The following is a 23667-nucleotide window of genomic DNA, read 5'->3' on the forward strand; positions in this document are numbered from 1 at the left end:
GGGGCGGCGCCCTGTCCTTTTTACATGAACGCTGGAGGGTCACTGCATCGCGCGCATGGCCCATGCCTCGGCGTCCGGCGTCGTCATATGCGCGGAATCGAGCGAATGTCCGAACTGTCGCCGGTGGCCGGACCGTCGTCCGCTTCGGGAAGCGGCGCACCGGGGTCGTAGCGCACCGGCGCGCCGCGCTCGATCCGGTGCGGAAACGGCGGCGGGGTATCGACGTCGTCGCCGAAGCGCGCGCGCACGAACGCGCGCAGCAACGCGGTGCGCGCGTCGGGCGCGCGTGCCGCGCAGGTCGACGGACCGTCGATGAAGCACGCGTCGCATTCGACGCCGTCGCCGCGCCGTGCGATCCGCAGGTCGCTGACGCGATCGAGTACCGCCCCCGCGTCGGCCCACGACGCCGACGGCGCGAAATGCGCGTCGAGGCGCCGCAACGCATCGCACGCGGCGGTCACGATCACCTGCGGCTCGATGGCCGTGAAGTACAGCGTGTCTTTGTCGTCCGCGCACAGTGCGCGTGCGCACCAGTAGTCGAGGGCCGTTCCGTCGAGTTCGTCGGTTCGCATGGGCATGCTCCGTCAGGTTTCGTTGGCGTGGTGCGCGTCGCGCGCGGGCGGCGTGCCGGGCGCGGACCGCGCACGCACGCGCGCGACGAGCGGGTAATGATCCGACGCGCGCCGGGCCAGCATGCTGCGATGCACGGTCACGTCGACCAGCAATTCGCCCGGATGGATCCAGATCCGGTCGAGCGAGAACACCGGGTACAGCGTCGGGAACGTGCGCGGCGCCGGCGCGCGGCGGAACCGCGTGACCAGCGCCTGCAGCGCACGGCCGCGCACGAACCATTCGTTGATGTCGCCCATCAGGATCACCGGCATCGCACCGGTGTCGAAAGCGGCGAGCAGCCGCTGCACCTGCGCGCTGCGTTCGTTCGCCGACAGCCCGAGATGGGTCGCGACCACGCGCAGCGTGCCGGCGCCGCAGTCGATGTCCGCATCGAGCGCGCCGCGCGGCTCGCGCGGGTGGAACGACAGGTCGAGCGTGCGCGCGGCGCGGATCGGGCAGCGTGACAGCACCGCGTTGCCGTAGCGGCGCTCCGGCGTGTCGATGGTCGGGCCGGCCACCGCGTGCATGCCGGTCGCGTCGCGCAGGTGCGCGAGCACGTCGGGCGCGCGCGTGCCGCCGAGCGGCACTTCCTGCAGCGCGATCACGTCCGCGTCGAGCTCGTGGATCACCGCCGCGATTCGATCGGCCGCGCGCGCGGGCCACGCGCCGTAGCCGCCGCGGATGTTGTACGTCGCGATGCGCAGGTCGCGTCCGCCCGGCGCGGCGGCGGGCGCGCCGTCCGACGTGACGATGTCCGGCGGCGGGGCCGGCTGTCGGCTCAGCACCATCGTCGCAGCACCCTGACGAGCAGCACCGACATGCCGACCAGCGCGACGCCGATCGCCGCGAGCCACGCGAATGCGCCGGGGCCCGGATGCCGGAACGCGGCGGTCAGCTGGTGCGCGAAGGTGACCGTCAACACGATGCCCGGCAGCATCCCGATCGCGGTGCCGACCAGGAAGTCGCGCAGGCCGATGTGCGAGGCGCCGGCGACCAGGTTCACGATCGTAAACGGCGCGATCGGCAACAGCCGCAGCACGGCCATCGCGACCACGCCGCGCCGGCCGATGTGTTCGCTGAGCCGGTTCGCGCGTGCGCCGGCGAATCGGCGCACCGCGTCGCGCCCGAGCCAGCGGCCGATCCCGTAGGTCGCGGCGGCGGCCGTCAGCGAGCCGACGGCCGCGTAAGCGAAGCCCGGCCACGCGCCGAACACGAGTCCCGTCGCGGCGATCAGCAGCGTGATCGGCACCGACAGCGTCGCCGCGACCACGTAGCCGGCCAGCAGCAGGGCGGGCGCGCCCGGCAGTGCCGCGGCGCGGGCCGCCGCCTGCGCGAGCGCGGCGACGTTCAGCGCCTTGCCGAGCGGCGAGAAGCGCCACGCGAACGCGAGCGCCGCGATCAGCAGCACGGCCGCGCCGAGCGCGAGGAAGCGCGCGGTCAGCGGGCGATGCTGCTCGCGCGGCAGGAATTCGCGGACGAACCGGTCCGGCTCGATCGGCTGCTCGGGGTCGAGCCGCGCGCTGACCGGCACCAACGCGTCGAGCTGCGGCGTCACGACCGGGTCGAGCACGCGCAGCGTGCGGCCCGGTTTCGCGCGCAGCCGGTCGAGCGCGGCGTTCGGCCGGTCGCCTTGCGCGAACGCAGCGGCGACCGTGGCCGGCGGCGTGCCGAGATGTTCGGCCAGCAGGCGGTCGCGCAGGCCGGCGATCGCGGCGCGGATGCGCGGCTCGCCCGCCGCGACGAGCGCGATGCAGCATTCGGTGTCGAGCACCATCGACCGGTTGTTCAGGTTCGCGCTGCCGATCACGATGCATTCGTCGTCGACGATCTCGATCTTGCTGTGCACGTTCACGCATGCGTCGCCGAGGCCGTCGACGTGCGGGTACAGCAGCCGGTAGCGGCCGAAGCGGTCGGCGGACTTGAGCGTGTCGTGCAGCCGCGCGCGCAGCACGCCCATCGTCGCTTCCTGCAGCCAGCCGCTCTGCACGCGGGGTGCCACGACCGTCACGTCCGGCCCGTGCGGGTCGGCCAGTCGCGCGGACAACGTTTCGCGCACCACGGCCGCGGTGAAATACTGGTTCTCGATGTACAGGTGGCGCCGCGCGGCGCGAATCGTGTCCTCGACGAGCGCGCGCACCTGTCGTACCGGCTCGCGGTCGCGGTGGCGCGGCGCCGTGTACGCGATGCCGAGCCGCACGTGGCTCACGTCGACGCGCGCGCCGGGCGGCCACGGATCGACGTCTTCGTCGCGCTCGAGATGGCGCTGCGCGCGGATCGCGATCGGACGCCCGCATGCGTTGCGCCAGCGCGTGCGCGCCTGCTCGCCGATCGCGGCGGCCGCGTCGCCGTCGAACATCGCCTGCACGTCGTGAAACGGGCCGTACGGCATGCCGCGGGCGTCACGGCGGCGCGGATCGTCGGCCGCGTGCGCGGGCGTATCCCAGCGCTCGCGCGTCAGGTCGAGCCCGCCGACGAACGCGAGCCGGTCGTCGATCACCACGAGTTTCTGGTGATGCGACGCGCCGCGCGGATGGGTGTCGTCGAGCCGGAACCGGATGCCGCGATGCGCGCGCCACGCGGCGCGATAGACGGGCGGCCAGTCGCGCTCCAGCGCGTAGATCATCGCGAAGTCCCACGCGAGCACGTAGATGCGCAGGTTGTGGCGCGCGGCCGCGAGCGCGTGCAGGAACGCGCCGAGCGTGTCGGGCAGCCCGTCGCCGGCGGCGTCGGCCGGCGCGAGGCGCATCCGGCTGTCGACGTCCCAGCCGACGATGAACACCGTATGGCGCGCCCGCCGCAGCGCGGCGCGCAGCGTCGCGAAATACGCGGCGCCGTCCACCAGCATCGCGAAGCGGTCCGCGCTGCGGATCGTGTCGCAATTGCGTCCGCATTCGAGCAGGCCGTGTCGCACCGGTTCGTCCGTGCGCGAGGGGGCGGCCGCCGCCTCGTCGGGGCCCGCCGTCGCGACGGCGGCGCGCGGCTTGCGGTCCGGCGCGATCATCGGGTGTCGACGTCCCGGCCGCCGTCGATGCGTTGCAGCAGCGCGTCGCAACGTGCGCGCAGCGCCTGCAGTTCCGGCGAACCGGCGTCGAGCCGGACGCGTTCGCCGTGCTTGGGTTCGCCGTACGCGGCCGCGATGTCGTAGATGCGTTGCGCGATCGTCGCGGACGCATTCGCGATCCGGATCCGGTCGAGCCAGCCGCATTCGGCGTGATGGCACGCAAGCCACGCGCGCAGCGCGCCGACCACCTGGCTGGTGGTGAGCCAGGCGCCGCCGCGCATGCGCGCGGCCAGCTGGCTCGACACGAGATAGGAAAGCAGGTCGGTCTGGGTCACGCGAAACTCCTTGACGAGGTGTCGGGACTGCAGGTCCGCACGCCGGCGATGCCTTGCAGGGATTCGCAGATCGCCGCAAATTCCGCGCCGCTCGTGCGCGAGAACGATATCGAGATGTCGTCGGTGTCCGGATCGTCGTCGGACTGCTGGACGATGAACCGCTTCACGCGCACGCGGCCCGCGCCGAGCGTGTCGTGCAGGACGCCGAGCGTCAGGCCGCCGCGCTCGACGACGAGCCGCAGCGTGCGCTGCTGCCGCTGCGCGATGAAGCGGCGCTCGAGCGGCTTCACGCCCGCCAGGATCGCGAGCACGATCGCCGTCGCGCCGATCGACGCGACGTACATGCCGCCGCCGGCGGCCAGGCCGACGCCGGCCACCGCCCAGAGGCTCGCGGCCGTCGTCAGCCCGCGCACGACCTCGCCGCGCAGCAGGATCGACCCGGCGCCGAGAAAGCCGATGCCCGAGACCACCTGGGCCGCGACCCGCGACGGATCGAGCACGACGCCGTATTGTCCGCGCACGTCCTCGAAGCCGAAGGTGGAGACGAGCATCACGAGGGCCGAGCCGACGCACACCAGCATGTGCGTGCGCAACCCGGCGGCCCAGTTCAGCCGTTCGCGTTCGAGCCCGATCACGCTGCCGAGCAGCGCGGCGAGCAGCAGGCGTCCGACGAGTTCGATATGGCCGATCATCGCGGCCTCCTTTGTTGTCTGGCGGACCGGAGTGGTTCGATACCGGGCACGAACGCAAGACACGTGCCGGGGCGGCCGACAGCGGGCACGGCGCGTGCGCGCGGGGCCGACGGCGCGCGCGGCGGCCATGCGGCGCGCATTTTTTGCATCGCCATCGCAGATAAGTACAGGAGGCCAGGATGCAACATCAACAGGACGCACAGGTTCGCGACCCGTATCGCGGCCACGAGATACGCGTATGGGCGCGACGCAACGCACGCGGCGCGTGGGGCGACGAGGTGCAGGTGTATGTCGACGGTGCCCGCATCGAGCTGATCGTGCCGGAGCCGGCAGGCTCCGAATGGTCGACGCAGGAGGAGGCGCTGCGCGCGGGCGTCGAGCGCGGGCGTTATCTGATCGACAAGCGGGTCGATGACGATTGATTCAGTGCGAATCGAATCGAGCGACCTGGTTCGATCAACAGGGCGCGGGTGCGCGGCTCGGCTCTTTCGTGACTGCATGCCGACGCCGCGCGCGACCGGGTCCGCAAACGCGAACGGTCTACGGCCGTGCCGCGATCTCGTCGAGATGCCACAGCAGATCCGCCGGATCGTCGTACACGCGCAGCGCCCCCGCGCGTTCCAGCTCGTCGCTGCCGTAACCGCCCGACAGCAGCCCGACGCCCAGCGCGCGGCAGCGGCTCGCGGCGAGCATGTCCCAGATGCTGTCGCCGACCACCACCGTGTGCTCGATCGGCACGTTCAGCTTCGCCGCGGCCGTCAGGAACAGGTCGGGATCCGGCTTCGCATACTTGACCTGGTCGCGCGTGACGACCACGTTCTTCGCCGGATCGACGCCGAGCGCCTCGAGGTTGATGGCGGCCGTTTCCATCCGCCCGCTGGTCGCGATCGCCCAGCGGATGCCGGCGTTCGACAGCGCGGCCAGCAGCTCGCGCGCGCCCGGCAGCGGCCGGACCTGCGCGCGCAGCCGCTGGTACGCGGCCGCGTGCAGCCGCGCGAGCCGCTCGACGCGCTCGGCGTCGATGTCGCCGGCCGTCTCGCGCAGCAGCTGGTTCAGGAACAGGCCGCCGCTCATCCCGATCTTGCGGTGGATGCGCCATACCGACAGCTCGATGCCTTCGGCATCGAGCGCTTCCTTCCACGCGAGCACGTGCTGATAGACGCTGTCGACGAGCGTGCCGTCGAGATCGAACAGAAACGACGTTTCAATGCGCATGTGAATCTCCCGGCCCGATGACGTTCGGGCAAATCGTCCGCGAAATATCCTTCGACGCATTATCGGCGCGCGGCCGTGTCATCGCCATGTCCCGGCGGCGCAGCCCGCCGCGGCATGTCATGTGCCGCTGGTACAATCGCGCCGATGCGCCGGGCCGGCTGCCCGCGCCCCCAACCTTCGTCGAATTCCCGTATGGCAACCCCGGACGCCGTCAGTTCCGAACAGTCGTGGTGGGGCGTTCTGGCCCTGGCCCTTGCTGCCTTCATCTTCAATACCACCGAGTTCGTGCCCGTCGCGCTGCTGAGCGCGATCGGCGACAGCCTGCGGATGCCGCCGACCGACGTCGGCCTGATGCTGACGATCTACGCATGGGCCGTCGCCGTCGTGTCGCTGCCGCTCACGTTCGTCACGCGCCACGTCGAGCGTCGCAAGCTGCTGAGCTGCGCGCTGCTGGTGTTCGTCGGCAGCCATGTCGTGACCGGCGTCGCGTGGAATTTCACGGTGCTGATGATCGGCCGGCTCGGCATCGCGTGCGCGCACGCGGTGTTCTGGTCGATCTCCGTTCCGCTGGCCGTGCGGCTCGCGCCGAGCGACCGGAAAAGCCGCGCGCTCAGCCTGCTCGCGATGGGCACGGCGATCGCGATGGTCGCCGGCATTCCGCTCGGGCGCGTGATCGGCGAGGCGCTCGGCTGGCGCGTGACGTTCCTCGTGATCGGCGGCGCGGCGGCCGTCGCGCTGCTGATGCTGCGCATGACGCTGCCGGTGCTGCCGAGCCAGGGCGCCGGATCGCTTTCCAGCATCGGCGCGTTTCTCAGGAAGCCGGCGCTCGTGGCGCTGTATGCGATCACCGTGCTGGTCGTATCCGCGCACTTCACGTCGTACACGTACATCGAGCCGTTCGTGCAGAGCGTCAATCATGCGAGCAGCAGCCGGATTACCTACGTGCTGATCCTGTTCGGCGTGGCCGGCATGCCGGCCGCGCTCTGCTTCAATCGCGTGTTTCCGGAACGGCCGGCCGATTTTTTGCTCGCGTCGATCATCGCGCTGTCGGCCTGTCTGCTGATCCTGTTCCCGAGCGCGCTGAACATCGTCACGCTGTCGGTTCACACGCTGGTGTGGGGCGGGGCGATCGTCTGCTTCGGGCTCGCGATGCAGGCGTGGGTGCTGAAGCTGGCGCCGGAGGCGACCGATCTCGCGGTGTCGATCTTTTCCGGGCTGTACAACGTCGGGATTGGTGCCGGCGCGCTGCTTGGCAACCATATCGCCGGGGATTTCGGCCTGCCGTGGATCGGCACGTTCGGCGGCGTGGTCGGGATCTTCTCGGCCGGGATTGCGTGGGCCGCGTTGCGGCTGCATGAGCGGCGGGCGTTGGCGTAGCCGCCGCTGGGCCGGCGGGGGCGGCGATCGTGCCGCCGGCGCGTTGCACTGATCGCTGCAAGCCGCAAGCCGCAAGCCGCAAGCCGCAAACCGCAAACCGCAAACCGCAAACCGCAAACCGCAAACCGCAAACCGCAAACCGCAAACCGCAAACCGCAAACCGCGTCAATGCGGCCCGCCAGTCCTGAGCCCCGCCGCATCGAGCTGCCTGAGCTTCGCATAAAGCGTCGTACGTGAAATACCGAGCTGCCGCGCGGCCGCCGACACATTGCCGTCGTGCTCGCCGAGCGCCCGGCGGATCGCGTCGAGCGACTGTTCGTGCAGGCTCGCCTGAGGGCTGGCGGCCGGCGCCGCGTTGCACACGTCGGCGGCTTCTTCGAGCACATCGGCGTGGCGTGCCGTCGTCGCCCGATCGAGCGGCGCACGCACCGTGCGCACCCATACGTGGCTACCATCGTCCCGCGCGATCCGTTGCGGCGTGCGCGCCGGCGTCAGCAGGCGGCGCTGTTGCGCGGGCGTCGCCCCGGGAAACAGTTGCCGGAGATCGACCGGCGCGACCGGCCCTTCGGGCGCGAGGTCGAGCATCTGGCGCGCGAGCCGGCTCACCGCGCGCACGCGGCCCGCTTCGTCGAGCGCGACGACCCCGGCGAGCGGCGTGCCGAGCCAGCGCGGATCGTATTGCACCTGCAGCAGATGGCAGTCGCGCAGCATCGCATACAGGCGCTGCTCGGCGGACAGCGCCGCATGCCGGAACTGCTCGCGCAGCTGCACGACATTGCGCCGGCCGATGCCGGTGATGTCGAGCGCGCCGATCACTTCGCCGTCGAAGCCGACCAGCGGCACCGCGAGACAGAACACCCGCGAAAACTCGTCGAGATAGTGCTGCGCGCCCGCAACGACGGCCTCCGTGCCGTCGTGAATCACGCAGCTCGGTGCGGTCGTGCCGATGTTCGGTTCGACGATCCGGCGGCCGGCGACGATCGGCGTCAGCAGCGTGTCGTCGCATTGCGGGCTGCGCCGCGCATGGACGATCGTGCCGCGCGGATTGACGCAGAAGATCGTCCACTCGCTGCCGCCGAACGCGGCCCACAGCTGCTCGATCTCCTGCGCGACGCAGCGTAGCAGCCGCCGGTCCGCGCGCGGTTCGTCGAACTCGCGCTGCATTTCGTAGCGGGCGGTTTGCCACGGCCGGAGCCCGGCGTCGCGCGAACGCAGCCACGAGCGCGCGACGCTGGCCGGCAATGCCGTTTCCGGCAGCGGCTCGCCCGCCGCGAAGCGGGCGCGGAGCCGGTCGAGGTCGACCGGCCGTGCAAGGGATTCGGGGGCCGTCTTCACGCTGCGCTCCATTTGGGGGGCGAGTGTCCGGGGCCGGGCGTGGCGGCCCGGCGTGTCGCGCGAATGCGTAATATAGCCCGGCGCCAGGAGCGCGGTATTTTCCCGACAGGGGCGCCGCCGATGGCAGCCCGATAGCCACGATGGCCACCGTTGGCCGGCGGCGTCCCCGCGCTCAATGCGGCAAACGCAGGATCGGCTTGAGCGTGATGCCTTTGCTGCTGTCTTCCGCCGCCTGGTTGATCTGGTCGAGCGGATAGAACTTCACCAGCCGGTCGAACGGAAACCGTCCTTGCAGATACAACTGCACGAGCTGCGGAATGAACGTCTGCGGCACGCTGTCGCCTTCGACGATGCCGCGGATCGTGTGGCCGCCGAGCAGCAAGCTGTTCACGTCGAATTCGGCCTTGGTGCCGAGCTTCGGCGCGCCGACCACGCCCATCGTGCCGCGCGAGCCGAGCGCATCGATCCCTTGCGACAGCACGGCCGGCAGTCCGGTCGACTCGAGCGCGTAGTCGACGCCGCCGCCGGTGAGCTCGCGGATCGCGTCGACGACGTCGACTTCCTTGCTGTTGATCGCGTGCGTCGCGCCGAGCTCCAGCGCCAGCGCGAGCCGCGACGGCACGATGTCGACGGCGATGATGGTGGTGGCGCCCGCGACGCGCGCGGCCATCACGGCACTCATGCCGACCGCGCCGGCACCGAAGCTCGCGAAGCTGCTGCCCGTGCGCACCGCGAGCGAATTGATCACCGCGCCCGCGCCGGTCTGGATCCCGCAACCGAGCGGCCCGAGCAGTTCGAGCGGCGCCTGCGTCGGCACCTTGATCGCGTTGTTTTCGCGGGCGAGCGCGTAGCTCGCGAACGACGACTGCGCGAAGAAATGATCGTGCAGCGGTTGCCCGGCTGCGTCGCGGATCGCGGTCTGTCCGTCGGCGTCGGCGCCGCCGAAGTTCAACCCGAAGAACTGCCGGCAATACGCGCCGTGACCGCCGACGCACGACGCGCAGTGGCCACATGCGCCGTAGGTGAGCACGACGTGGTCACCCGCGGCGAGCGTCTTCACGTTCGGGCCGACCGCCTCGACCACGCCGGCGCCTTCATGACCGAGCACCGCCGGCAGCGGCACCGGGTAATACTGGTCGCGCACGATCAGGTCGGTGTGGCACAGGCCCGTCGCGACGACGCGCACCAGCACCTCGTCACCGCGCGGCGCGCGGAGCCGGGCGGATTCGATTGAGAAGGGCGCGCCGGCGGCACGTGCGACGGCCGCGGTGACGGCGCGCGTATCGTTTTCGGTGTACATGGTCGGTCTCCTCGTCAAAGCGGGTAAAGCGGCGCTTCACCCTTGATCGTCAGCCACTGCCACTGCGTGAATTCTTCCCAGTTCGCGCTGCCGCCGATGCTCGAGCCGTTGCCCGATGCGCCGACGCCGCCGAACGGGTTGATCACTTCGTCGTTGACCGTCTGGTCGTTGATGTGCAGCAGCCCGGTGTTCAAGCGCTCGCCGATCCTGAGCGCGCGCCCGACGTCGGCGGACAGGATCGCCATCGACAGCCCGTATTCTGTCCGGTTCGCGAGCGCGATCGCATCTTCGTCCGTATCGAACGGCACGACGATCGCGACCGGCCCGAAGATCTCCTCGTCGAATGCCGGGTTGCCCGGCGCGACGCCGCTCAGCACGGTCGACTCGAAGAACAGGTCGCGATGGCCGCCGCCCGTCTCGACGCGTGCGCCGGCCCGACGGGCCGCGTCGACCACGCTCGCCGCATGATCGCGCTGCGCGGCGTTGATCAGCGGGCCGAGGCTGACGTCCGCGGTCGCGGGGTCGCCGACCCGCAGGCTTTGTGCCTTCTCGACGAGCTTCGCGACGAAGCGGTCGTGAATCGTGCGCTGCACGAGCACGCGGCCGGTCGCCATGCAGATCTGGCCTTGATGCAGATACGCGCCCCATGCGGTGTTGGCGACGGCGCGGTCGAGATCGGCGTCGTCGAGCACCATCAGCGAGTTCTTGCCGCCGAGTTCGAGCGACACCTTCTTCAGGTGGCGGCCCGCCGCTTCGCCGACCTTGCGCCCGGCCGCTGTGGAGCCGGTGAACTGGATCATCGCGACGTGCGGATCGGCGACCAGCGCCGCACCGGCCGCGCCGTCGCCGGGCAGCACGTGCAGCACGCCTTCCGGCAGGCCGGCGAGTTCGAACACGCGCGCGATCGCGACGCCGCCGCATACGGCCGTGCGCGGATCGGGTTTCAGCACGACCGCGTTGCCGAGCGCGAGCGCCGGTGCGACCGCGCGCATCGCGAGGTACAGCGGGAAGTTGAACGGCGAAATCACGCCGACCACGCCGCGCGGGCGGCGGCGCGCGAGCGACAGCCGGCCGGCCGCCGACGGCAGCACTTCGCCGGCCGCGCGCGACGGCAGCCCGGCTGCTTCGTGCAGTGCCTTGATCGTGACGGAGGTTTCGAACGACGCCTTCGCGCGCGTCGAGCCACTTTCGCGCACGAGCCAGTCGACGATCGCATCGAAGTGCGTTTCGGCGACGGTTGCGGCGCGGCGCAGGACCGCCGCGCGGTCGTCGTAGGGCAGGGCGAACCAGGCGGGCTGTGCGCGATGGGCGGCGGCCGATGCGTCGGCGATTGTCCCGGCATCCGCGAGACCGATGCGGCCGAGTGTGTTGCCCGTTGCGGGTTCGATTACGTCGGCCGTGTGCGGGCTCGCGTGCCAGCGGCCGGTGAAGGTCTTGCCGCGCCAGATGTCGGCGTCGAACAGTGCGGTGTTGCTGCTGCTATCCATGTAGTCTCCTCACGAAATTCCGATCGGCCGGAGCGGGCGTTGCGCCGCCCGACCGGCATGCGCGCGAGGGTAGGCAGGTGAGGAGAGGCGGGGCTATACGGGTTTATTCCCACCCGGCGAGGCCGCGCGGGTCGGTGGGTGCCTGCGATTCGGTGTGCGGAAATTGAACAGTCGGTGCGGGGATTGTTGGTGCAGTAGGAGCTGCGCCGTGTCTGACAACGCTCATCGCGCGAATCTGTGCCAAGACCTGCGCTCATGTTTTTCCGGATCGGCAGTTACCGACCCGGAGCGGACAGCCGCCTTTCTACAAAGCAGCCATTCGCTTCAGATGGGCCAAACGCCGCGCGAAAGTTTACAACTCTTTCGAATTGACGTGTGTGAAATGCAATGGGGTTAACGATTCCTTGAAAACTCCGCTGCCATTGCATCTAATTGCTACCAAACGCAACAATCAAAGCTTGGCGGGGTAGCATCATGAAGAAAATTGCCTTGCATTTGATGGACGCCGCATTGGTCTCGGCGGTTTTGTTTTTCTACTACGTTCGCGCATTTTACGGTCACGGTCGAGCACCAATATCAACCCAAATGGCTCATTGGCGAGACGCATGCTTCGTCTTGACACTTATCGCGATGTTTGTCATTCCGTTTCGAGTAAAAAAATCATATCCGAGTATATATAACTTCGCTACATTTAATGCAAAAGGAGAGAGAAGAAAAACAATATTCATTCCATTATTGACAATGATTACAATCATCATCGGCACGGTAGCAATAATTCGAATATTCATTGTGGCGGCGCCGTAAACAGGGGGGCGTTAATAGTTGCGAATACATCTTCATATCCGAGTCCACTGTGATCATACCTGCGCCTTATATGACAAGGCGCTACGCACAAAGCTATGCTATGACCCACGCCAACTCTTTTGGGGTTCGGCCATTAGACCGCGACGCATCAATCAACGACGATGTCTCCGGAATTTATAAGAATCGCACTCTCGATGAATATCAGTGCGATACCTGCTAAAGCAGATGTCGCATGCCAATAGCTGTACCTCCAGATCGAGTGGGTGACCTCATGGCATGAGCCATGTGCGCAAACAAAGTAGTGCAGATCGCGCACATAACCGTTCAGGGCGTCACCGCCCAAGTAGACAGCGGCGAACCAGAAAGCGAAGAAGTTGATAACGGCGAGCATGCCAGTGACATGTAGTATCCGTTTGGCACGCGTCGACATTTCTTTGATCTTTACAGTCATGACGAGCCTCACGACCACGCACTGGACCGGCGCCCGAGGCAGCGCCCGTATAGTCATAATCTAGACCTGTCGACTGCAAACGGCGTGTCGGGGTTTGCACTACGTGGTGGGTCATTCCCGCCACTCGAAGCCCAGAAGCTGGGGCGGAAACATTCGTCGCGCGGATCCCGAGCAACTGACCAAACGGCCAACTTCGCCAGCCGTGTCCGGCCCACTGGTAAACTCGGGCGGCCAAAGCAACTTTTCCCCGGTCACATGAGCACGCAACCCACCGCAGCACCTGCAACCGTCACCCCAATGATGCAGCAGTACCTGCGCTTTATCTGACAAGGCCTGACGCCCAAAGCTACGCCAAGACCTACGCCTGCCCTTTTAGGGACCGGCCGTTACCGACCCGAAGTGAGCCTTCAGCAATTTGGGAAGAAGTCGTTCAATTGACCAGACTGCTGCTTCTCTTGATTAACTTCGCTATCAACGCTCACACGAATTTCTATAAACCTCCCGAAGCCAAGAATCCGCATACTGCCTTCACCCTGTTATCGGCAGGGTCATCAGCACGAAAACGTCGTTGGGCGGACTCATTCGTCGAATAAATTCAGCTCCCGCATGGTTATTCTGATCCGCTGAATTCACGTCGATGGGCGGATCTGCGCCGTCCCAAATGCAATCGTACCGCGCCTCGAATTGGGGGGGATCCAAATGCCAGATGCCGCCTTCAATTCGAGCGACGACCAAGCCATATTGGGCCGCGCGCTCACAGACATCGGTTGCAGCGGCTGTCGAGAGCTTCATCGCCGGATTTTCACCGAGGGCGAAGAAGTCATCCGACGAATGATATAGACGACCACGATCAATGTTCATTCTTTCATTTCCACGTAATCCGAGAGTCAACGCGCCGGCCGGACCGGTCTTGTCGCTCACCTGCACCACCTCGCCGGTTCGGTCATTCACGGGGTGACATAGCAGTCAGGTGAGCCATATACGGTTGCTGGATTTCTCTCGCCACGCCATCCGGGGTCTTCGCCGGACCTCGTTTGCCCAGCGCCGCCCCAGTGAGACCTTCGTCAACAATATCTTGAATCCCTACCCTTTCAGCGACAGGCCGTTATCACCCTGAGCGGTCCTTTAGTGATTTGCAAACGGTCATTCAATCGACCAACCACAGTCTTTGTTGTCAACAATCCGATGATTCTATAAGCCGACAAACATAACAAATCCTTTCGTCCACTCGATTTTTCCGATTTGATCCACTTTCCAATAGACTTCTGCGGACACACCGTAAGATAGGAAGTCCTCGCCTTTACGGAAAAAGTCGGCAGCATGAATCGACCGGTCTGTCTGGCAGACACCGTCAAGGTGAAATCCTTGTTCAGCAAGGATCCTTTCGAGTTTCTGAGCATCCGATCCAGGAGGGAAACCGGCATTCAATCGGGCGTCAAGTTCAGGCGATGTTCCAAGCCGCCCCATGGTTTTCAACGTTTCCTGTCCGATCCTGTCCTTAGGCGGGCACGCGCCCCAGTAACCACCACTCGCCGTCACGTTTTGCAATAGAGCAGGCCACTTGTCTTGTTCCTGCTTGCAAGCCCCAAGACACAGGCAGAGAACAAATGTCGTAGCAATCGAAATGCAAGAGTGAAGACTGGATCGCATATTCGTGCCCCCTTGTCTCAAGCACTTTGTTCTAGTTGCGTCTCGGTTGTTTGCCGGCGATGTACGTTTCCCTGCCCCCGTAAGAACTGGACTGATTGTTACCGATCTCTCCGAGCCGTCGGTTGACCGCTTCTGGCCGGTAACCTCCGGTGTGGCCGCCGGAAACTGGCCGGACGGCGAACTTCGTACTCCCGCGTCAGAGGCGCTGGTAAAGTCGGGCCGCCAAAGCAACTTTACCCGGTCACATGAGCACGCAACCCGCAGCAGCACCTGCAACCGTCACCCCAATGATGCTGCAGCATCTGCGTCTTAACTGATAAGGCCTGGCGCACAAAGCTACGCCAAGTTCTACGTTCGCCCTTCGAGGATCGGCCGCTACCGCATCACAGCGAACATCAATTACAACTCCATGCCGGGTGGGGAGACGTTACTGCTCGCACAAGCGGGCAATCCGGCGCCGGGATGCGGCAATGAAGTTTGCCGGTAATGGGCGACCCTGTGCGGCTGCCATGCGAGTATTCTCTTGCAGGCGCCATTTCGCATCGTCACACGTCTGCGACGGCTGAACTATCTGGTACGTCTGTCCGGTCTCCGGGTTCTGTGCCATCGCACCACGCTTGGTTTGGACGACTGGGTATGCCTGACCCGTCTGGGGGTCGATTGCGTACTGCTGCGCGTATGCCAGGCTTGCAACGAATGCAAGCGCCACCACAACTCCGATCGACTTCATTGGTGGTCTCCGTAGTTCTTAGCATTTTTGAGCCGCCATTGCGATGGCCCGATTAACTACGCACCCATCGACGGCCGAAATCCGCGTTGCCGCAACAATTTTCATCGACCATCGCCTGTTTTTTCACTCAAATGCAGAGCGGCGCGCCGACGCATAATTCCGCGCGAACGTCGGCAGCACATTGCCGACGTCCTTCCTGAATGCATCTGATTACTGCAAGCTCGCCGTACGCCATCACAGCGAAGAAGGGCGCCTCGCATTTTAATTAAATGCATCATTGATTGGTGTGCGTGCATATTGTTCCACCGATGCCTTGCACGCAATGCATTCCACCGTCGTCTGAATCACCCGTTACCGAACCTGTTTTAACTGCCCTCTTCAGTTCGGGACCGTGGTTAACGCGATAAGAAATTTCGCTAAATACTCGCTTCTCGAAATTGCCATTCGAAAATGCTTCTTCTGTTTGGTATCGGTATGGGAAAAGATTGGATCCATTTCCCGTGCGCACCTGCATTGTGAAGCTTGTGTTTACTTTGACGGTCGTCTTTCCACCTTCCTGCGACGTCGCGAAAATATTAAACCTTGCGGCGCGGGCAGTTACTAGATCGGGAACCCCCATTACCGCACCGCGATACCCCTCGTTTGCGTCATTTGGGGAATAAGAAACGCCGCTTATGGCTATTAGACCGCTTACCTTTTCGAGTGTGGTGATCGGTAAATTTTGTTCTGCGATGCTATCGATTATTGCTGGCCATACCACGTCGAAAGGGGCGTCGAATGTTCGACTCTTTTCCACACGCATAGCAGTGGGAGCCCCGCCCTGTGTGACACAACCACATAACCCGACGAGAGCAAGCGCTGCCAGCGCGGTCTTGGTATTCATAGTTCACCCCGATTGCGTCATATATTGATTTCCCGCTCCTGTGCGTGGCGGAAACCTCGCCGGAGGGCGGGATCGTTTACTTCGAACACACACCGAATAATTCGGCTTAGGGACAGGCAGCACAGATTGTGCCAACCCTGAAGATCTGGGGAACGGCGCAACGCATCCATGGTGATTCTTGTGGTTTGCGCTTTTTTTCCGTACAAATTGTTTCAGGCACGCAACATTACCGCCCGGAAAGTTCCGGGCGCATTGCAGAGCAAGTGATTGATTTGATTTATTTCTTGTGATCTATGAAGCCTTGCTCAACCCAAGACAATGCCGTTCGACGAGGTTGCATTTCTGTAACATCCTGCTCGGACGTTACCCGGAGAGCGTTCCAAAACGAGTCCCCAATGGAGTTTTGATGGCTGGCCTACGGTAGCGGCATCTTCGCCAACCGACTGGCGGTTTTACTGGACCGAACCGATGTCCGACTGCCCAGGTGACAGCATAGACGAATGTCGCCTCCTGGCCGAACCCGGCCGATTGCCCTCCCGGCGGTCCGCGATCGGCTCAAACCGACCTACTGCCGTCATTAGCGGCTCCACCGCTGCGACGACAACGTCCAAGATGCAATGGCCATTGCGGTCGACTCGCTCCCTATGTAGCATCTTCCGACATGTCGACGACGTGGGGGGCGCGGGTTTCGGTACGGCAAGCCGAGTTGACATCTTTCGGGCAGAGCAGGTGCCTGCTCGTCCCACTCAAAGACCGAGTGCGGGGCGTCGAGCACTACATTAGGCTGAACCGACTCGCAAGCGCCTTGCTGGCTCGGCCGTTCGGCATATTCGTCAATCCGATGCGGGGGGATGTGTGGACGGCCAACCATTTCTATCCGGAATTCCCGTCAATCATGTGCTTGACCGCCTCGCGAAAGCCGGAGGCAAGGAGATTGAATCCGGGAAGTTTTCGAGCCCTGAAAGCTCCGCGGCACTCGCGGTCAATTGTTTTGGCTGGTTCATTGAGCGACCTCGCCAACTGCCGCCACTGAAAGGCCTCGAGAACGCAGGCGTTCCGGAACTGGTAGACATCGAATTCTGTGCGCGATTTCCCTGGGCCGGAGGGCGCCATCCTTGGCTCGACGCCATCGTGCAGACGCCCAGGTACCTCATCGGAATAGAGAGCAAGCGTTTTGAGCCCTTCCGGGACGCGAAATCGGTCAGCCTGTCAGACGCCTATGACCGCCCGGTGTGGGGCGCCAATATGAAGGGTTATGAAAGGATGCGCGACCGATTGCGCTCCGGAGATGTAAGGTATGTTCACCTCGATGCCGCGCAACTGGTCAAGCACGCGTTCGGTTTGGTGACCGAAGGCGGCCGACGCAACCGGGCACCCGCGTTGTTTTATCTTTTCGCTGAACCCGCGGCGCGAGGCGGCCTTGCCATCGCCCCGGATAACCTCGCCCGGCACCGGGACGAAATTGCCAGCTTTGCAGAAGCAGTTGCCGGTGACGCAGTGACGTTTCATTCCGCGAGCTACAGGGAGTGGCTTGGGACCTGGTCTCTGCTCGACAGCCGAATCGCAGCACATGGACAAGCAATCATCGAAGCGTTCGAACCATGATAGGAACACGCGGAACGCATTGCATCACCATCGCCGTTGAAATGGCGCGATCGGCCAAGAGCACCCCACAAGAGACCTGCGACATTTTACATAGCGGCCATTGAAGAGGCGCAGCCGGAAGTGGCCGTCGCCGACGACCTATGGCAAGAGCTCGTCGAACGGAGATTCAGCCGGGTACGGCCAAACCGCACGCACCTGCACTTCGGCACACCGAACGCTCATACTCAGCCCTATGTTCGGTTCAAGATCGAACAGAAACAGTCCATCGGTTTCGCGAGACAAGGTCACTTCATTCACGAAGCTGTCAGCTAGCATTGCGTTTAGATCGATATCGCACGCTTGAACGTCGAGCAGGGCTACGGTGACTCCATAATCAATCTGACCAACCCGCTCGGCGCGGCTGCGTGGGACTCTATGTTTCAATTCAAGCAGGACGTCGACCAGTTCCAATTTCCGTGGATCGAACAGCACCCCCGGCGTGGCAGATTTCACGCGTTTCGCCCGCTCCATGCTCACTGAGCACACCATGGCATCGTGGAACGTTGGGTACTCGTTGAATAGCTTGAGCAAGAGCTCGTTTCCGGCAGCGAGGTGCCAAGCCGATTGATTTGGTTCGTGTTTCAACAGATCCCCCTATCGGACACATCGGTCGTGGTTTCGGCCAGCCAGCTATGCACCGAATGATTGTCGACGATTTCTACACCCGCGCCGAACGTCGCAAGTTGGCCGAACGCGGTCGGCCGCCGCCCTGTGACGCACGACCGGCGCAGATCGACCCACTTCAGCCCTTCGGCCTGCAGCGACCTCGACGGCAGCTTCTAAGTTCGAACGGTCATTGGACTCGAACACTCAAGCCCCATCCCTTCCCTAATCACCGCTTCCACGATCTTATTCACTGAACGATTGCCTCGAGTGTTTTTCTCGGGCATCGGAGCAAGGGAATATCCAGGACCGTGCCGGCGTACTTAACATGCTTACGCACCACGCGGTTGACGCTGGACATCCGGTCGCCTAAGCTGAATCGACAAGGTTCAGACTAGAAAGGGCTAGCCCCCGTCATTTCTGATGACGCGGCTACGAAGTCGGGAAGAAAAATAGCGGGGGGCGGCTATGCGCAGGCAACTGTTATTCTGGTTGTTTTTGATTTCCGTGTTCACCGGATCAACCGCATACTCGCAACAGCAGCCCAACCCACCGAAAATCACTGGCGTTTCCCAAGGAGGGGTCGGTTTTGTCACCGTGACTCAAGGGGCGAATGGGATCAACGCATCGATTGGCGAGTGGGACACGCCATATCCCTATGGCGTGAACGGCCAACGCCTCCCTGGGGCGGAGCCCTCCGGACCAAGCACGCTGACCGTCGACATCGACGTTAATGACGGAGGGCTGGTCAATTTTTCTTACGGGCTCAAGACGTGGGATGGCGGGATATACGATTGGCTGGATATCAATCTTGTCACCCCTTCTGGCACTATCCCGCTTGTCAGTAAATTGGGCCAGCCTTCTGGAAGCAACTGGGGAACCTTTTGGCAAAGTCCAAACGTCCCTGTATCCAAGGATTTAAGCCCATGGAAAAATAAGCACGTTCAACTCGTGTTCTCCGTGGTGCAGGATGGCTGGGGAGATCAGACCCAGGCCCAGGCGGTGAATATCGCGCTTCGCCATTGTGCAATTCCTCCGCTGACGAACCCTCCTTTCACCGATCCGGTGGCCCAATCGTTCGAGAATGGGCAGACGATCGATACAGATCATCTGACGCCGTCGATGCAGACAGCCTGGTCCTGCTTCTCCGGGCTCGTCGGCGCAAATCGGCTAACATCGGCTTACAGGCCGTCCGAGTATCAGAGCCACCTGCGTGAAATTTGGGACAAATGGAATGCGCCCGGCAATTTGAGATCCAATACCGACCCCGAGTGTGCTGCGACGAAGGCTGCGGTTCAGGCAGAATTCAATAGGCATGGTGTCGGTGCATCGCATATCCGGCCGGCAGGACCGAACGGGAACCATACGCGCGGCATGGCGATTGACATTTCAATCAACGGACTTCCTAACGTGGACGCACTGGCTGCTCAATGCCAGTTATACCGGCCATTTCCGTCGACGGACAGAGTGCATTTCGAGCATCAGTAGAGGGACACCCATCATGGCACCGAAAGCTCGGCATGTAGTTAATTCCATTTTGCTCCTGCTGGTACTGGCAACGAGTGCCTTGTTCGACATTGCCGCCAACGCCCAGCAGGTCCCTCCAGTCGACGTGAAAGTGAGCGTGGAGCCATCTTCAGGCTTTACGATCTATCACTATCGAGTCGTCAACGCAGGGACGAGTCCGATCACCGCATTGCAAGTCGGCTTCGACTACTATCACGGTGCGCCGGAGCTGCGCACCATGCCTCTGAATGCCCAGGATGGGCTGCCACAGTCCTCAGTCACGTCGCCGCCGGGGTGGAATGTTGTGATGAACACGACGGAAGAAACGGGGAACGTCGATCTTGAGTGGGGCGTAACGAATCCCGACGCCGCTATAGCACCGGGGAGCAACCTCGCGGGTTTCAGTGTGACCGTGCCCAACAGCGATCAGACCTATACGACCTCGCATTGGACTGTCTCACTGAACGGAGGCGGGGATGCCGCCTTTTCCGCTCCGTTGAGTCTTGAGCGCTTCTGTCCAGCACCCCGACTGTCAGTTGCTGCTTCGCCGAACGTACTCTGGCCGCCCAACCATAAGATGGTCAAGATTACGGCAACAATCTCGGTTAAAGACGATTTTGACCAGAATCCCTTAATCACACTCGTTTCCGTCGTCTCGAATCCAGCCGGAAATTCAGGCGATATTTCGGCAGACGTTGGCACCGCCGCGACAACATTCAGTGTGATGAGCGCACGTAAAGGAAGCGATAAGGCCGGTCGGGTTTACACGGCCATATATTCGGCGAAGAATTACTGCGGTAGTGTTTCGACTGCTGCGACAACCGTCACGGTACCGCACGATCAGGGGAACTGATTCTCAAGGTCCAGTTGACACACGATCTGTCAGCTTTTTTCGGATGAAGGCCATACGCGTCTGCCGAGACGTCGATCCTCGGGTGTCTCTTGCCAAGGGCGGAAGGGACGCTCGAGCGGCTATGTCGAGGCATGAGGCAGCGACCGCTCCTGGCGGATTGCGGCCTTCGCCGATGTCAGAAGACCTCTCGCGCCGTCGTCGGTTGCGTCCCTGGTACCCCACCTGACGCATACCGACCTTCATCCGTTCATCCGCAGAAACCGACGCCAAACCCGAAGACCGCGCGGCCACCCCACCAATCCCCTCAGGAAAACCCTGATCGGCTCAGGCAGCCCACCGGTTTTCAGCCGATTTCCCCCCCACCGAAAGCAGCCGCACCGCACCCCTGCCCAAGCAACACCCCGGACCCGCAAGACCGCGCTCCAGCAAGCCTCCCAGCCCGCATACCTAGCCAAAAAAGGTATGGCACACCGCAATATTCCGCAACTTCATGCGCTTTTCAATACCTCCCAGGTATCAAAAAGCGAGACCAAAAGTATTGGACGCTCCATTTCCCCGCCGCGTATAAATCCGTTCCATGAACTCCCCACACGCAGCGTGCCCCATGTCCTCAGTCACCATCGAACGCATTGAAACCCGCCTCGTCGACCTGCCGACGATCCGTCCGCACAAGCTGTCGGTCGCCACGATGCACGGCCAGACGCTGATGCTGGTGAAGGTGACCTGCAGCGACGGCGTGACGGGCCTCGGCGAAGGCACGACGATCGCCGGGATGGCCTACGGCCCGGAAAGCCCGGAGGCGATGAAGCTCGCGATCGACGCGTATCTCGCACCCGCGATCATCGGCCGCGACGCGACGCGCATCCAGACGCTGATGGCGTTCCTCGGCAAGCTCGCGAAGGTCAATCATTTCGCGAAGAGCGCGCTCGAAACCGCGCTGCTCGACGCGCACGGCAAGCGCCTCGGCGTGCCGGTCAGCGAACTGCTCGGCGGCCGCCGGCGCGATCGCCTGCCGGTCGCGTGGACGCTCGCATCGGGCAACACCGCGACCGATATCGCCGAAGCCGAACGGATGCTCGACCTGCGCCGCCACAACGTGTTCAAGCTGAAGATCGGCGCGAAGGCGCTCGACGCGGACATCCGGCACGTGGCCGAGATCAAGCGGGCAGTGGGCGAGCGTGCCTCGGTGCGCGTCGACGTGAACATGGCATGGAGCGAAACGCAGGCCGCGCGCGCGATTCCGGCGCTCGCCGATGCCGGCTGCGAACTGGTCGAGCAGCCGGTCGCGTCGGCCGCGGCGCTCGCACGGCTGATGCGCCGCTTCCCGGTCGCGCTGATGGCCGACGAAATCCTGCAGGGCCCGGACAGCGCGTTCGAGATCGCGAAGCAGCACGGCGCGGACGTGTTCGCGATCAAGATCGAGCAAAGCGGCGGCCTGTTCGCGGCGCAACGCGTCGCGGCGATCGCGGACGCGGCCGGCATCGAGCTGTACGGCGGCACGATGCTCGAAGGCGCGTTCAGCACGGTCGCGTCCGCGCATCTGTTCGCGAGCTTCGCGAACCTGCAGTGGGGCACCGAACTGTTCGGACCGCTACTGATTACCGAAGAGATTCTCGCGACCCCGCTCGACTACAGCGATTTCGAGCTGACCGTGCCGAGCGGCCCGGGCCTCGGCATCGAACTCGACGAAGCGAAGGTCGCGCGCTTCACCCGCGACGGGCTGACGAAAGTCGCCCGCTGACCCGCTAATACCCGCGACAACCTGCTCACGTACCAGGACATCACGATGCTTTTCCACGTACGCATGGACGTCAACCTCCCGGCCGACCTGCCGGCCGCGGTGGCCGACGAGATCAAGACCCGCGAGAAGGCGTACTCGCAGGAGCTGCAACGCAGCGGCAAGTGGCGCCACATCTGGCGCATCGCCGGCGAATACGCGAACTACAGCGTGTTCGACGTGTCGGGCAACGCCGAGCTGCACGAGATCCTGACCGGCCTGCCGCTGTTCCCGTACATGAAGATTTCGGTGACGCCGTTGTGTCGCCACCCGTCGTCGATACACGACGGCGACGTTTGAGCCACGGAGCCGCCGCTTCTGCAACGGCGAGCACCCCGGGTCACCTTTCCCCAAATACACGTGGAGACACCATCATGAGCGTCAAAGTTTTCGAAACCAAGGAAGTGCAGGATCTGCTGAAGGCCGCGTCGAACGCGGGCGCCAATGGAGCTAACGGCGGCGACGCGCGCACGCAGCAGATCGTGCTGCGGTTGCTCGGCGACCTGTTCAAGGCGATCGACGATCTCGACATCACGCCCGACGAAGTGTGGGCCGGCGTGAACTACCTGAACAAGCTCGGCCAGGACGGCGAAGCGGCGCTGCTCGCGGCCGGCCTCGGCCTCGAGAAGTATCTCGACATCCGGATGGACGCCGAGGACGAGGCGATCGGCCTCGACGGCGGCACGCCGCGCACGATCGAAGGCCCGCTGTACGTCGCCGGCGCCCCGGTGCGCGACGGCGTCGCGAAGATCGACCTCGACGCGGACGCAGGCGCGGGCCCGCTCGTGATCCACGGCACCGTGAAGGATCTCGACGGCAAGCCGGTGGCCGGCGCGCTGGTCGAATGCTGGCACGCGAACTCGCACGGCTTCTATTCGCACTTCGACCCGACCGGCTCGCAGAGCGACTTCAACCTGCGCGGCGCGGTGAAGACGGGCGCGGACGGCAAGTACGAGTTCCGCACGCTGATGCCGGTCGGCTACGGCTGCCCGCCGCAGGGCGCGACGCAGCAGCTGCTCGACCGCCTCGGTCGCCACGGCAACCGACCGGCGCACGTGCACTTCTTCGTGACGAGCGACGGCCACCGCAAGCTGACGACCCAGTTCAACATCGACGGCGACCCGCTGATCTGGGACGACTTCGCGTATGCGACCCGCGAGGAGCTGATCCCGCCCGTCACCGGCAAGACCGGCGGCGCCGCGCTCGGGTTGAAGGCCGACGCGTACCAGGACATCGAGTTCAACTTCGTCCTGACGCCGCGCGTCGAGGGCAGGGACAACCAGATCGTCGAACGCCTGCGCGCTTCCGCCACGGCATAACCGCCCGACGGCCCGGCGGCGCGCAGGCGCCGCCGCCGGCCGGGCTCCCGCGAGATTCAATCGATACCGATGCGAGCGTGCTTGCAGGACCCG

At 64.3% G+C, this 23667-nt stretch carries 24 protein-coding genes; 10 read left to right on the top strand and 14 right to left on the bottom strand.

What is annotated here, in order from left to right:
- Positions 1–83: 83 nt before the first annotated feature.
- The 5 genes from DIE16_RS04020 to DIE16_RS04040 are packed head-to-tail and all read right to left on the bottom strand — an operon-like array spanning position 84 to position 4640.
- Complete coding sequence (locus DIE16_RS04020) at positions 84–572, bottom strand: phage protein NinX family protein (protein ID WP_124891854.1); 489 nt, start codon at positions 570–572, stop codon at positions 84–86.
- 12 nt (positions 573–584) lie between these two features.
- Complete coding sequence (locus DIE16_RS04025) at positions 585–1400, bottom strand: endonuclease/exonuclease/phosphatase family protein (RefSeq protein WP_124891855.1); 816 nt, start codon at positions 1398–1400, stop codon at positions 585–587.
- On the bottom strand, positions 1391–3613 hold the full coding sequence (locus DIE16_RS04030) for a VTT domain-containing protein (protein ID WP_124891856.1): 2223 nt from the start codon (positions 3611–3613) through the stop codon (positions 1391–1393). Before DIE16_RS04030 ends, DIE16_RS04025 begins: the two co-directional genes overlap by 10 nt.
- Complete coding sequence (locus tag DIE16_RS04035) at positions 3610–3948, bottom strand: hypothetical protein (RefSeq protein WP_124891857.1); 339 nt, start codon at positions 3946–3948, stop codon at positions 3610–3612. Before DIE16_RS04035 ends, DIE16_RS04030 begins: the two co-directional genes overlap by 4 nt.
- Positions 3945–4640 carry an MgtC/SapB family protein gene (locus DIE16_RS04040; protein WP_044843417.1) on the bottom strand — a complete coding sequence of 232 codons (696 nt, stop codon included), beginning with the start codon at positions 4638–4640 and terminating at the stop codon, positions 3945–3947. Before DIE16_RS04040 ends, DIE16_RS04035 begins: the two co-directional genes overlap by 4 nt.
- 179 nt (positions 4641–4819) lie before the next feature.
- Between DIE16_RS04040 and DIE16_RS04045 the strand changes: the two genes are divergently transcribed.
- Positions 4820–5062: a DUF6566 family protein gene (locus DIE16_RS04045; protein WP_044843418.1), complete on the top strand. Its 243-nt coding sequence runs from the start codon at positions 4820–4822 to the stop codon at positions 5060–5062.
- Between the two features lie 118 nt (positions 5063–5180).
- Here DIE16_RS04045 and DIE16_RS04050 read toward each other — a convergent pair whose 3' ends face one another.
- Positions 5181–5855 (bottom strand): HAD family hydrolase, encoded by a 675-nt coding sequence (locus DIE16_RS04050; RefSeq protein WP_044843419.1) that lies wholly within the window; start codon positions 5853–5855, stop codon positions 5181–5183.
- Between the two features lie 192 nt (positions 5856–6047).
- Here DIE16_RS04050 and DIE16_RS04055 point away from each other — a divergent pair, with 192 nt between their 5' ends.
- Complete coding sequence (locus DIE16_RS04055) at positions 6048–7232, top strand: sugar transporter (protein WP_044843420.1); 1185 nt, start codon at positions 6048–6050, stop codon at positions 7230–7232.
- A gap of 165 nt (positions 7233–7397) precedes the next feature.
- On the opposite strand, the gene DIE16_RS04060 is transcribed toward DIE16_RS04055, so the two are convergent.
- From DIE16_RS04060 to DIE16_RS04070, 3 genes are all read right to left on the bottom strand, one after another.
- Positions 7398–8567, bottom strand: coding sequence for a helix-turn-helix domain-containing protein (locus DIE16_RS04060; RefSeq protein ID WP_260434333.1), 1170 nt, complete (start codon positions 8565–8567; stop codon positions 7398–7400).
- A gap of 172 nt (positions 8568–8739) precedes the next feature.
- Positions 8740–9867 (bottom strand): NAD(P)-dependent alcohol dehydrogenase, encoded by a 1128-nt coding sequence (locus DIE16_RS04065; protein WP_124891859.1) that lies wholly within the window; start codon positions 9865–9867, stop codon positions 8740–8742.
- Positions 9868–9881: 14 nt separating this feature from the next.
- A complete protein-coding gene (locus DIE16_RS04070) occupies positions 9882–11354 on the bottom strand; it encodes a benzaldehyde dehydrogenase (RefSeq protein WP_124891860.1) in 1473 nt (490 codons plus the stop codon).
- A gap of 474 nt (positions 11355–11828) precedes the next feature.
- Between DIE16_RS04070 and DIE16_RS04075 the strand changes: the two genes are divergently transcribed.
- Positions 11829–12158, top strand: coding sequence for a hypothetical protein (locus tag DIE16_RS04075; protein ID WP_124891861.1), 330 nt, complete (start codon positions 11829–11831; stop codon positions 12156–12158).
- A 148-nt stretch (positions 12159–12306) separates the two neighbouring features.
- On the opposite strand, the gene DIE16_RS04080 is transcribed toward DIE16_RS04075, so the two are convergent.
- The 4 genes from DIE16_RS04080 to DIE16_RS04095 all read right to left on the bottom strand — a co-directional run bounded on the left by DIE16_RS04080 (position 12307) and on the right by DIE16_RS04095 (position 15872).
- A complete protein-coding gene (locus DIE16_RS04080) occupies positions 12307–12609 on the bottom strand; it encodes a hypothetical protein (protein ID WP_124891862.1) in 303 nt (100 codons plus the stop codon).
- 528 nt (positions 12610–13137) lie between these two features.
- The gene (locus DIE16_RS04085) at positions 13138–13530 is read right to left on the bottom strand and encodes a colicin immunity protein (protein WP_260434334.1); all 393 of its coding nucleotides are present in this window, start codon (positions 13528–13530) and stop codon (positions 13138–13140) included.
- A gap of 270 nt (positions 13531–13800) precedes the next feature.
- Entirely contained in the window at positions 13801–14085 is a 285-nt protein-coding gene (locus DIE16_RS04090; protein WP_124891863.1) for a hypothetical protein, read from the bottom strand.
- A 1178-nt stretch (positions 14086–15263) separates the two neighbouring features.
- Entirely contained in the window at positions 15264–15872 is a 609-nt protein-coding gene (locus DIE16_RS04095) for a hypothetical protein (protein WP_124891864.1), read from the bottom strand.
- A 128-nt stretch (positions 15873–16000) separates the two neighbouring features.
- Here DIE16_RS04095 and DIE16_RS36500 point away from each other — a divergent pair, with 128 nt between their 5' ends.
- Both DIE16_RS36500 and DIE16_RS04100 read left to right on the top strand, forming a co-directional pair.
- Positions 16001–16162, top strand: a complete 162-nt coding sequence (locus tag DIE16_RS36500; RefSeq protein ID WP_185735445.1) for a hypothetical protein — start codon at positions 16001–16003, stop codon at positions 16160–16162.
- 565 nt (positions 16163–16727) lie between these two features.
- Positions 16728–17477, top strand: a complete 750-nt coding sequence (locus DIE16_RS04100; RefSeq protein ID WP_124891865.1) for a PGN_0703 family putative restriction endonuclease — start codon at positions 16728–16730, stop codon at positions 17475–17477.
- Between the two features lie 138 nt (positions 17478–17615).
- Here the strand turns inward: DIE16_RS04100 and DIE16_RS04105 are convergent, their stop codons facing one another.
- Complete coding sequence (locus DIE16_RS04105; protein WP_185735446.1) at positions 17616–18047, bottom strand: Imm50 family immunity protein; 432 nt, start codon at positions 18045–18047, stop codon at positions 17616–17618.
- Between the two features lie 540 nt (positions 18048–18587).
- Here DIE16_RS04105 and DIE16_RS04110 point away from each other — a divergent pair.
- From DIE16_RS04110 to catA, 5 genes are all read left to right on the top strand, one after another.
- Positions 18588–19607 (top strand): hypothetical protein, encoded by a 1020-nt coding sequence (locus DIE16_RS04110; RefSeq protein ID WP_124891867.1) that lies wholly within the window; start codon positions 18588–18590, stop codon positions 19605–19607.
- Positions 19608–19620: 13 nt separating this feature from the next.
- The gene (locus DIE16_RS04115) at positions 19621–20478 is read left to right on the top strand and encodes a hypothetical protein (RefSeq protein WP_124891868.1); all 858 of its coding nucleotides are present in this window, start codon (positions 19621–19623) and stop codon (positions 20476–20478) included.
- 604 nt (positions 20479–21082) lie between these two features.
- Positions 21083–22219 (top strand): muconate/chloromuconate family cycloisomerase, encoded by a 1137-nt coding sequence (locus tag DIE16_RS04120; RefSeq protein WP_124666169.1) that lies wholly within the window; start codon positions 21083–21085, stop codon positions 22217–22219.
- A gap of 45 nt (positions 22220–22264) precedes the next feature.
- A complete protein-coding gene (gene catC, locus DIE16_RS04125; protein WP_044843427.1) occupies positions 22265–22555 on the top strand; it encodes a muconolactone Delta-isomerase in 291 nt (96 codons plus the stop codon).
- A gap of 74 nt (positions 22556–22629) precedes the next feature.
- Positions 22630–23574 (top strand): catechol 1,2-dioxygenase, encoded by a 945-nt coding sequence (gene catA / locus DIE16_RS04130; RefSeq protein WP_124891869.1) that lies wholly within the window; start codon positions 22630–22632, stop codon positions 23572–23574.
- Positions 23575–23667 lie beyond the last annotated feature (93 nt).

It is taken from the genome of Burkholderia sp. Bp9090 (assembly GCF_003857985.1).
GTDB lineage: Bacteria > Pseudomonadota > Gammaproteobacteria > Burkholderiales > Burkholderiaceae > Burkholderia.

Excerpts from the sequence above, each read along its gene's own strand:
- DIE16_RS04065 (WP_124891859.1), bottom strand. The coding sequence starts at position 9,867 with ATGTACACCGAAAACGATACGCGCGCCGTCACCGCGGCCGTCGCACGT.
- DIE16_RS04075 (WP_124891861.1), top strand. The coding sequence starts at position 11,829 with ATGAAGAAAATTGCCTTGCATTTGATGGACGCCGCATTGGTCTCGGCG.
- DIE16_RS04050 (WP_044843419.1), bottom strand. The coding sequence starts at position 5,855 with ATGCGCATTGAAACGTCGTTTCTGTTCGATCTCGACGGCACGCTCGTC.
- DIE16_RS04120 (WP_124666169.1), top strand. The coding sequence starts at position 21,083 with ATGTCCTCAGTCACCATCGAACGCATTGAAACCCGCCTCGTCGACCTG.
- DIE16_RS04025 (WP_124891855.1), bottom strand. The coding sequence starts at position 1,400 with ATGGTGCTGAGCCGACAGCCGGCCCCGCCGCCGGACATCGTCACGTCG.
- DIE16_RS04055 (WP_044843420.1), top strand. The coding sequence starts at position 6,048 with ATGGCAACCCCGGACGCCGTCAGTTCCGAACAGTCGTGGTGGGGCGTT.
- catA (WP_124891869.1), top strand. The coding sequence starts at position 22,630 with ATGAGCGTCAAAGTTTTCGAAACCAAGGAAGTGCAGGATCTGCTGAAG.
- DIE16_RS04110 (WP_124891867.1), top strand. The coding sequence starts at position 18,588 with ATGCGCAGGCAACTGTTATTCTGGTTGTTTTTGATTTCCGTGTTCACC.
- DIE16_RS04080 (WP_124891862.1), bottom strand. The coding sequence starts at position 12,609 with ATGACTGTAAAGATCAAAGAAATGTCGACGCGTGCCAAACGGATACTA.
- DIE16_RS04045 (WP_044843418.1), top strand. The coding sequence starts at position 4,820 with ATGCAACATCAACAGGACGCACAGGTTCGCGACCCGTATCGCGGCCAC.
- DIE16_RS04040 (WP_044843417.1), bottom strand. The coding sequence starts at position 4,640 with ATGATCGGCCATATCGAACTCGTCGGACGCCTGCTGCTCGCCGCGCTG.
- DIE16_RS04115 (WP_124891868.1), top strand. The coding sequence starts at position 19,621 with ATGGCACCGAAAGCTCGGCATGTAGTTAATTCCATTTTGCTCCTGCTG.
- DIE16_RS04020 (WP_124891854.1), bottom strand. The coding sequence starts at position 572 with ATGCGAACCGACGAACTCGACGGAACGGCCCTCGACTACTGGTGCGCA.
- DIE16_RS04095 (WP_124891864.1), bottom strand. The coding sequence starts at position 15,872 with ATGAATACCAAGACCGCGCTGGCAGCGCTTGCTCTCGTCGGGTTATGT.
- DIE16_RS04030 (WP_124891856.1), bottom strand. The coding sequence starts at position 3,613 with ATGATCGCGCCGGACCGCAAGCCGCGCGCCGCCGTCGCGACGGCGGGC.
- catC (WP_044843427.1), top strand. The coding sequence starts at position 22,265 with ATGCTTTTCCACGTACGCATGGACGTCAACCTCCCGGCCGACCTGCCG.
- DIE16_RS04070 (WP_124891860.1), bottom strand. The coding sequence starts at position 11,354 with ATGGATAGCAGCAGCAACACCGCACTGTTCGACGCCGACATCTGGCGC.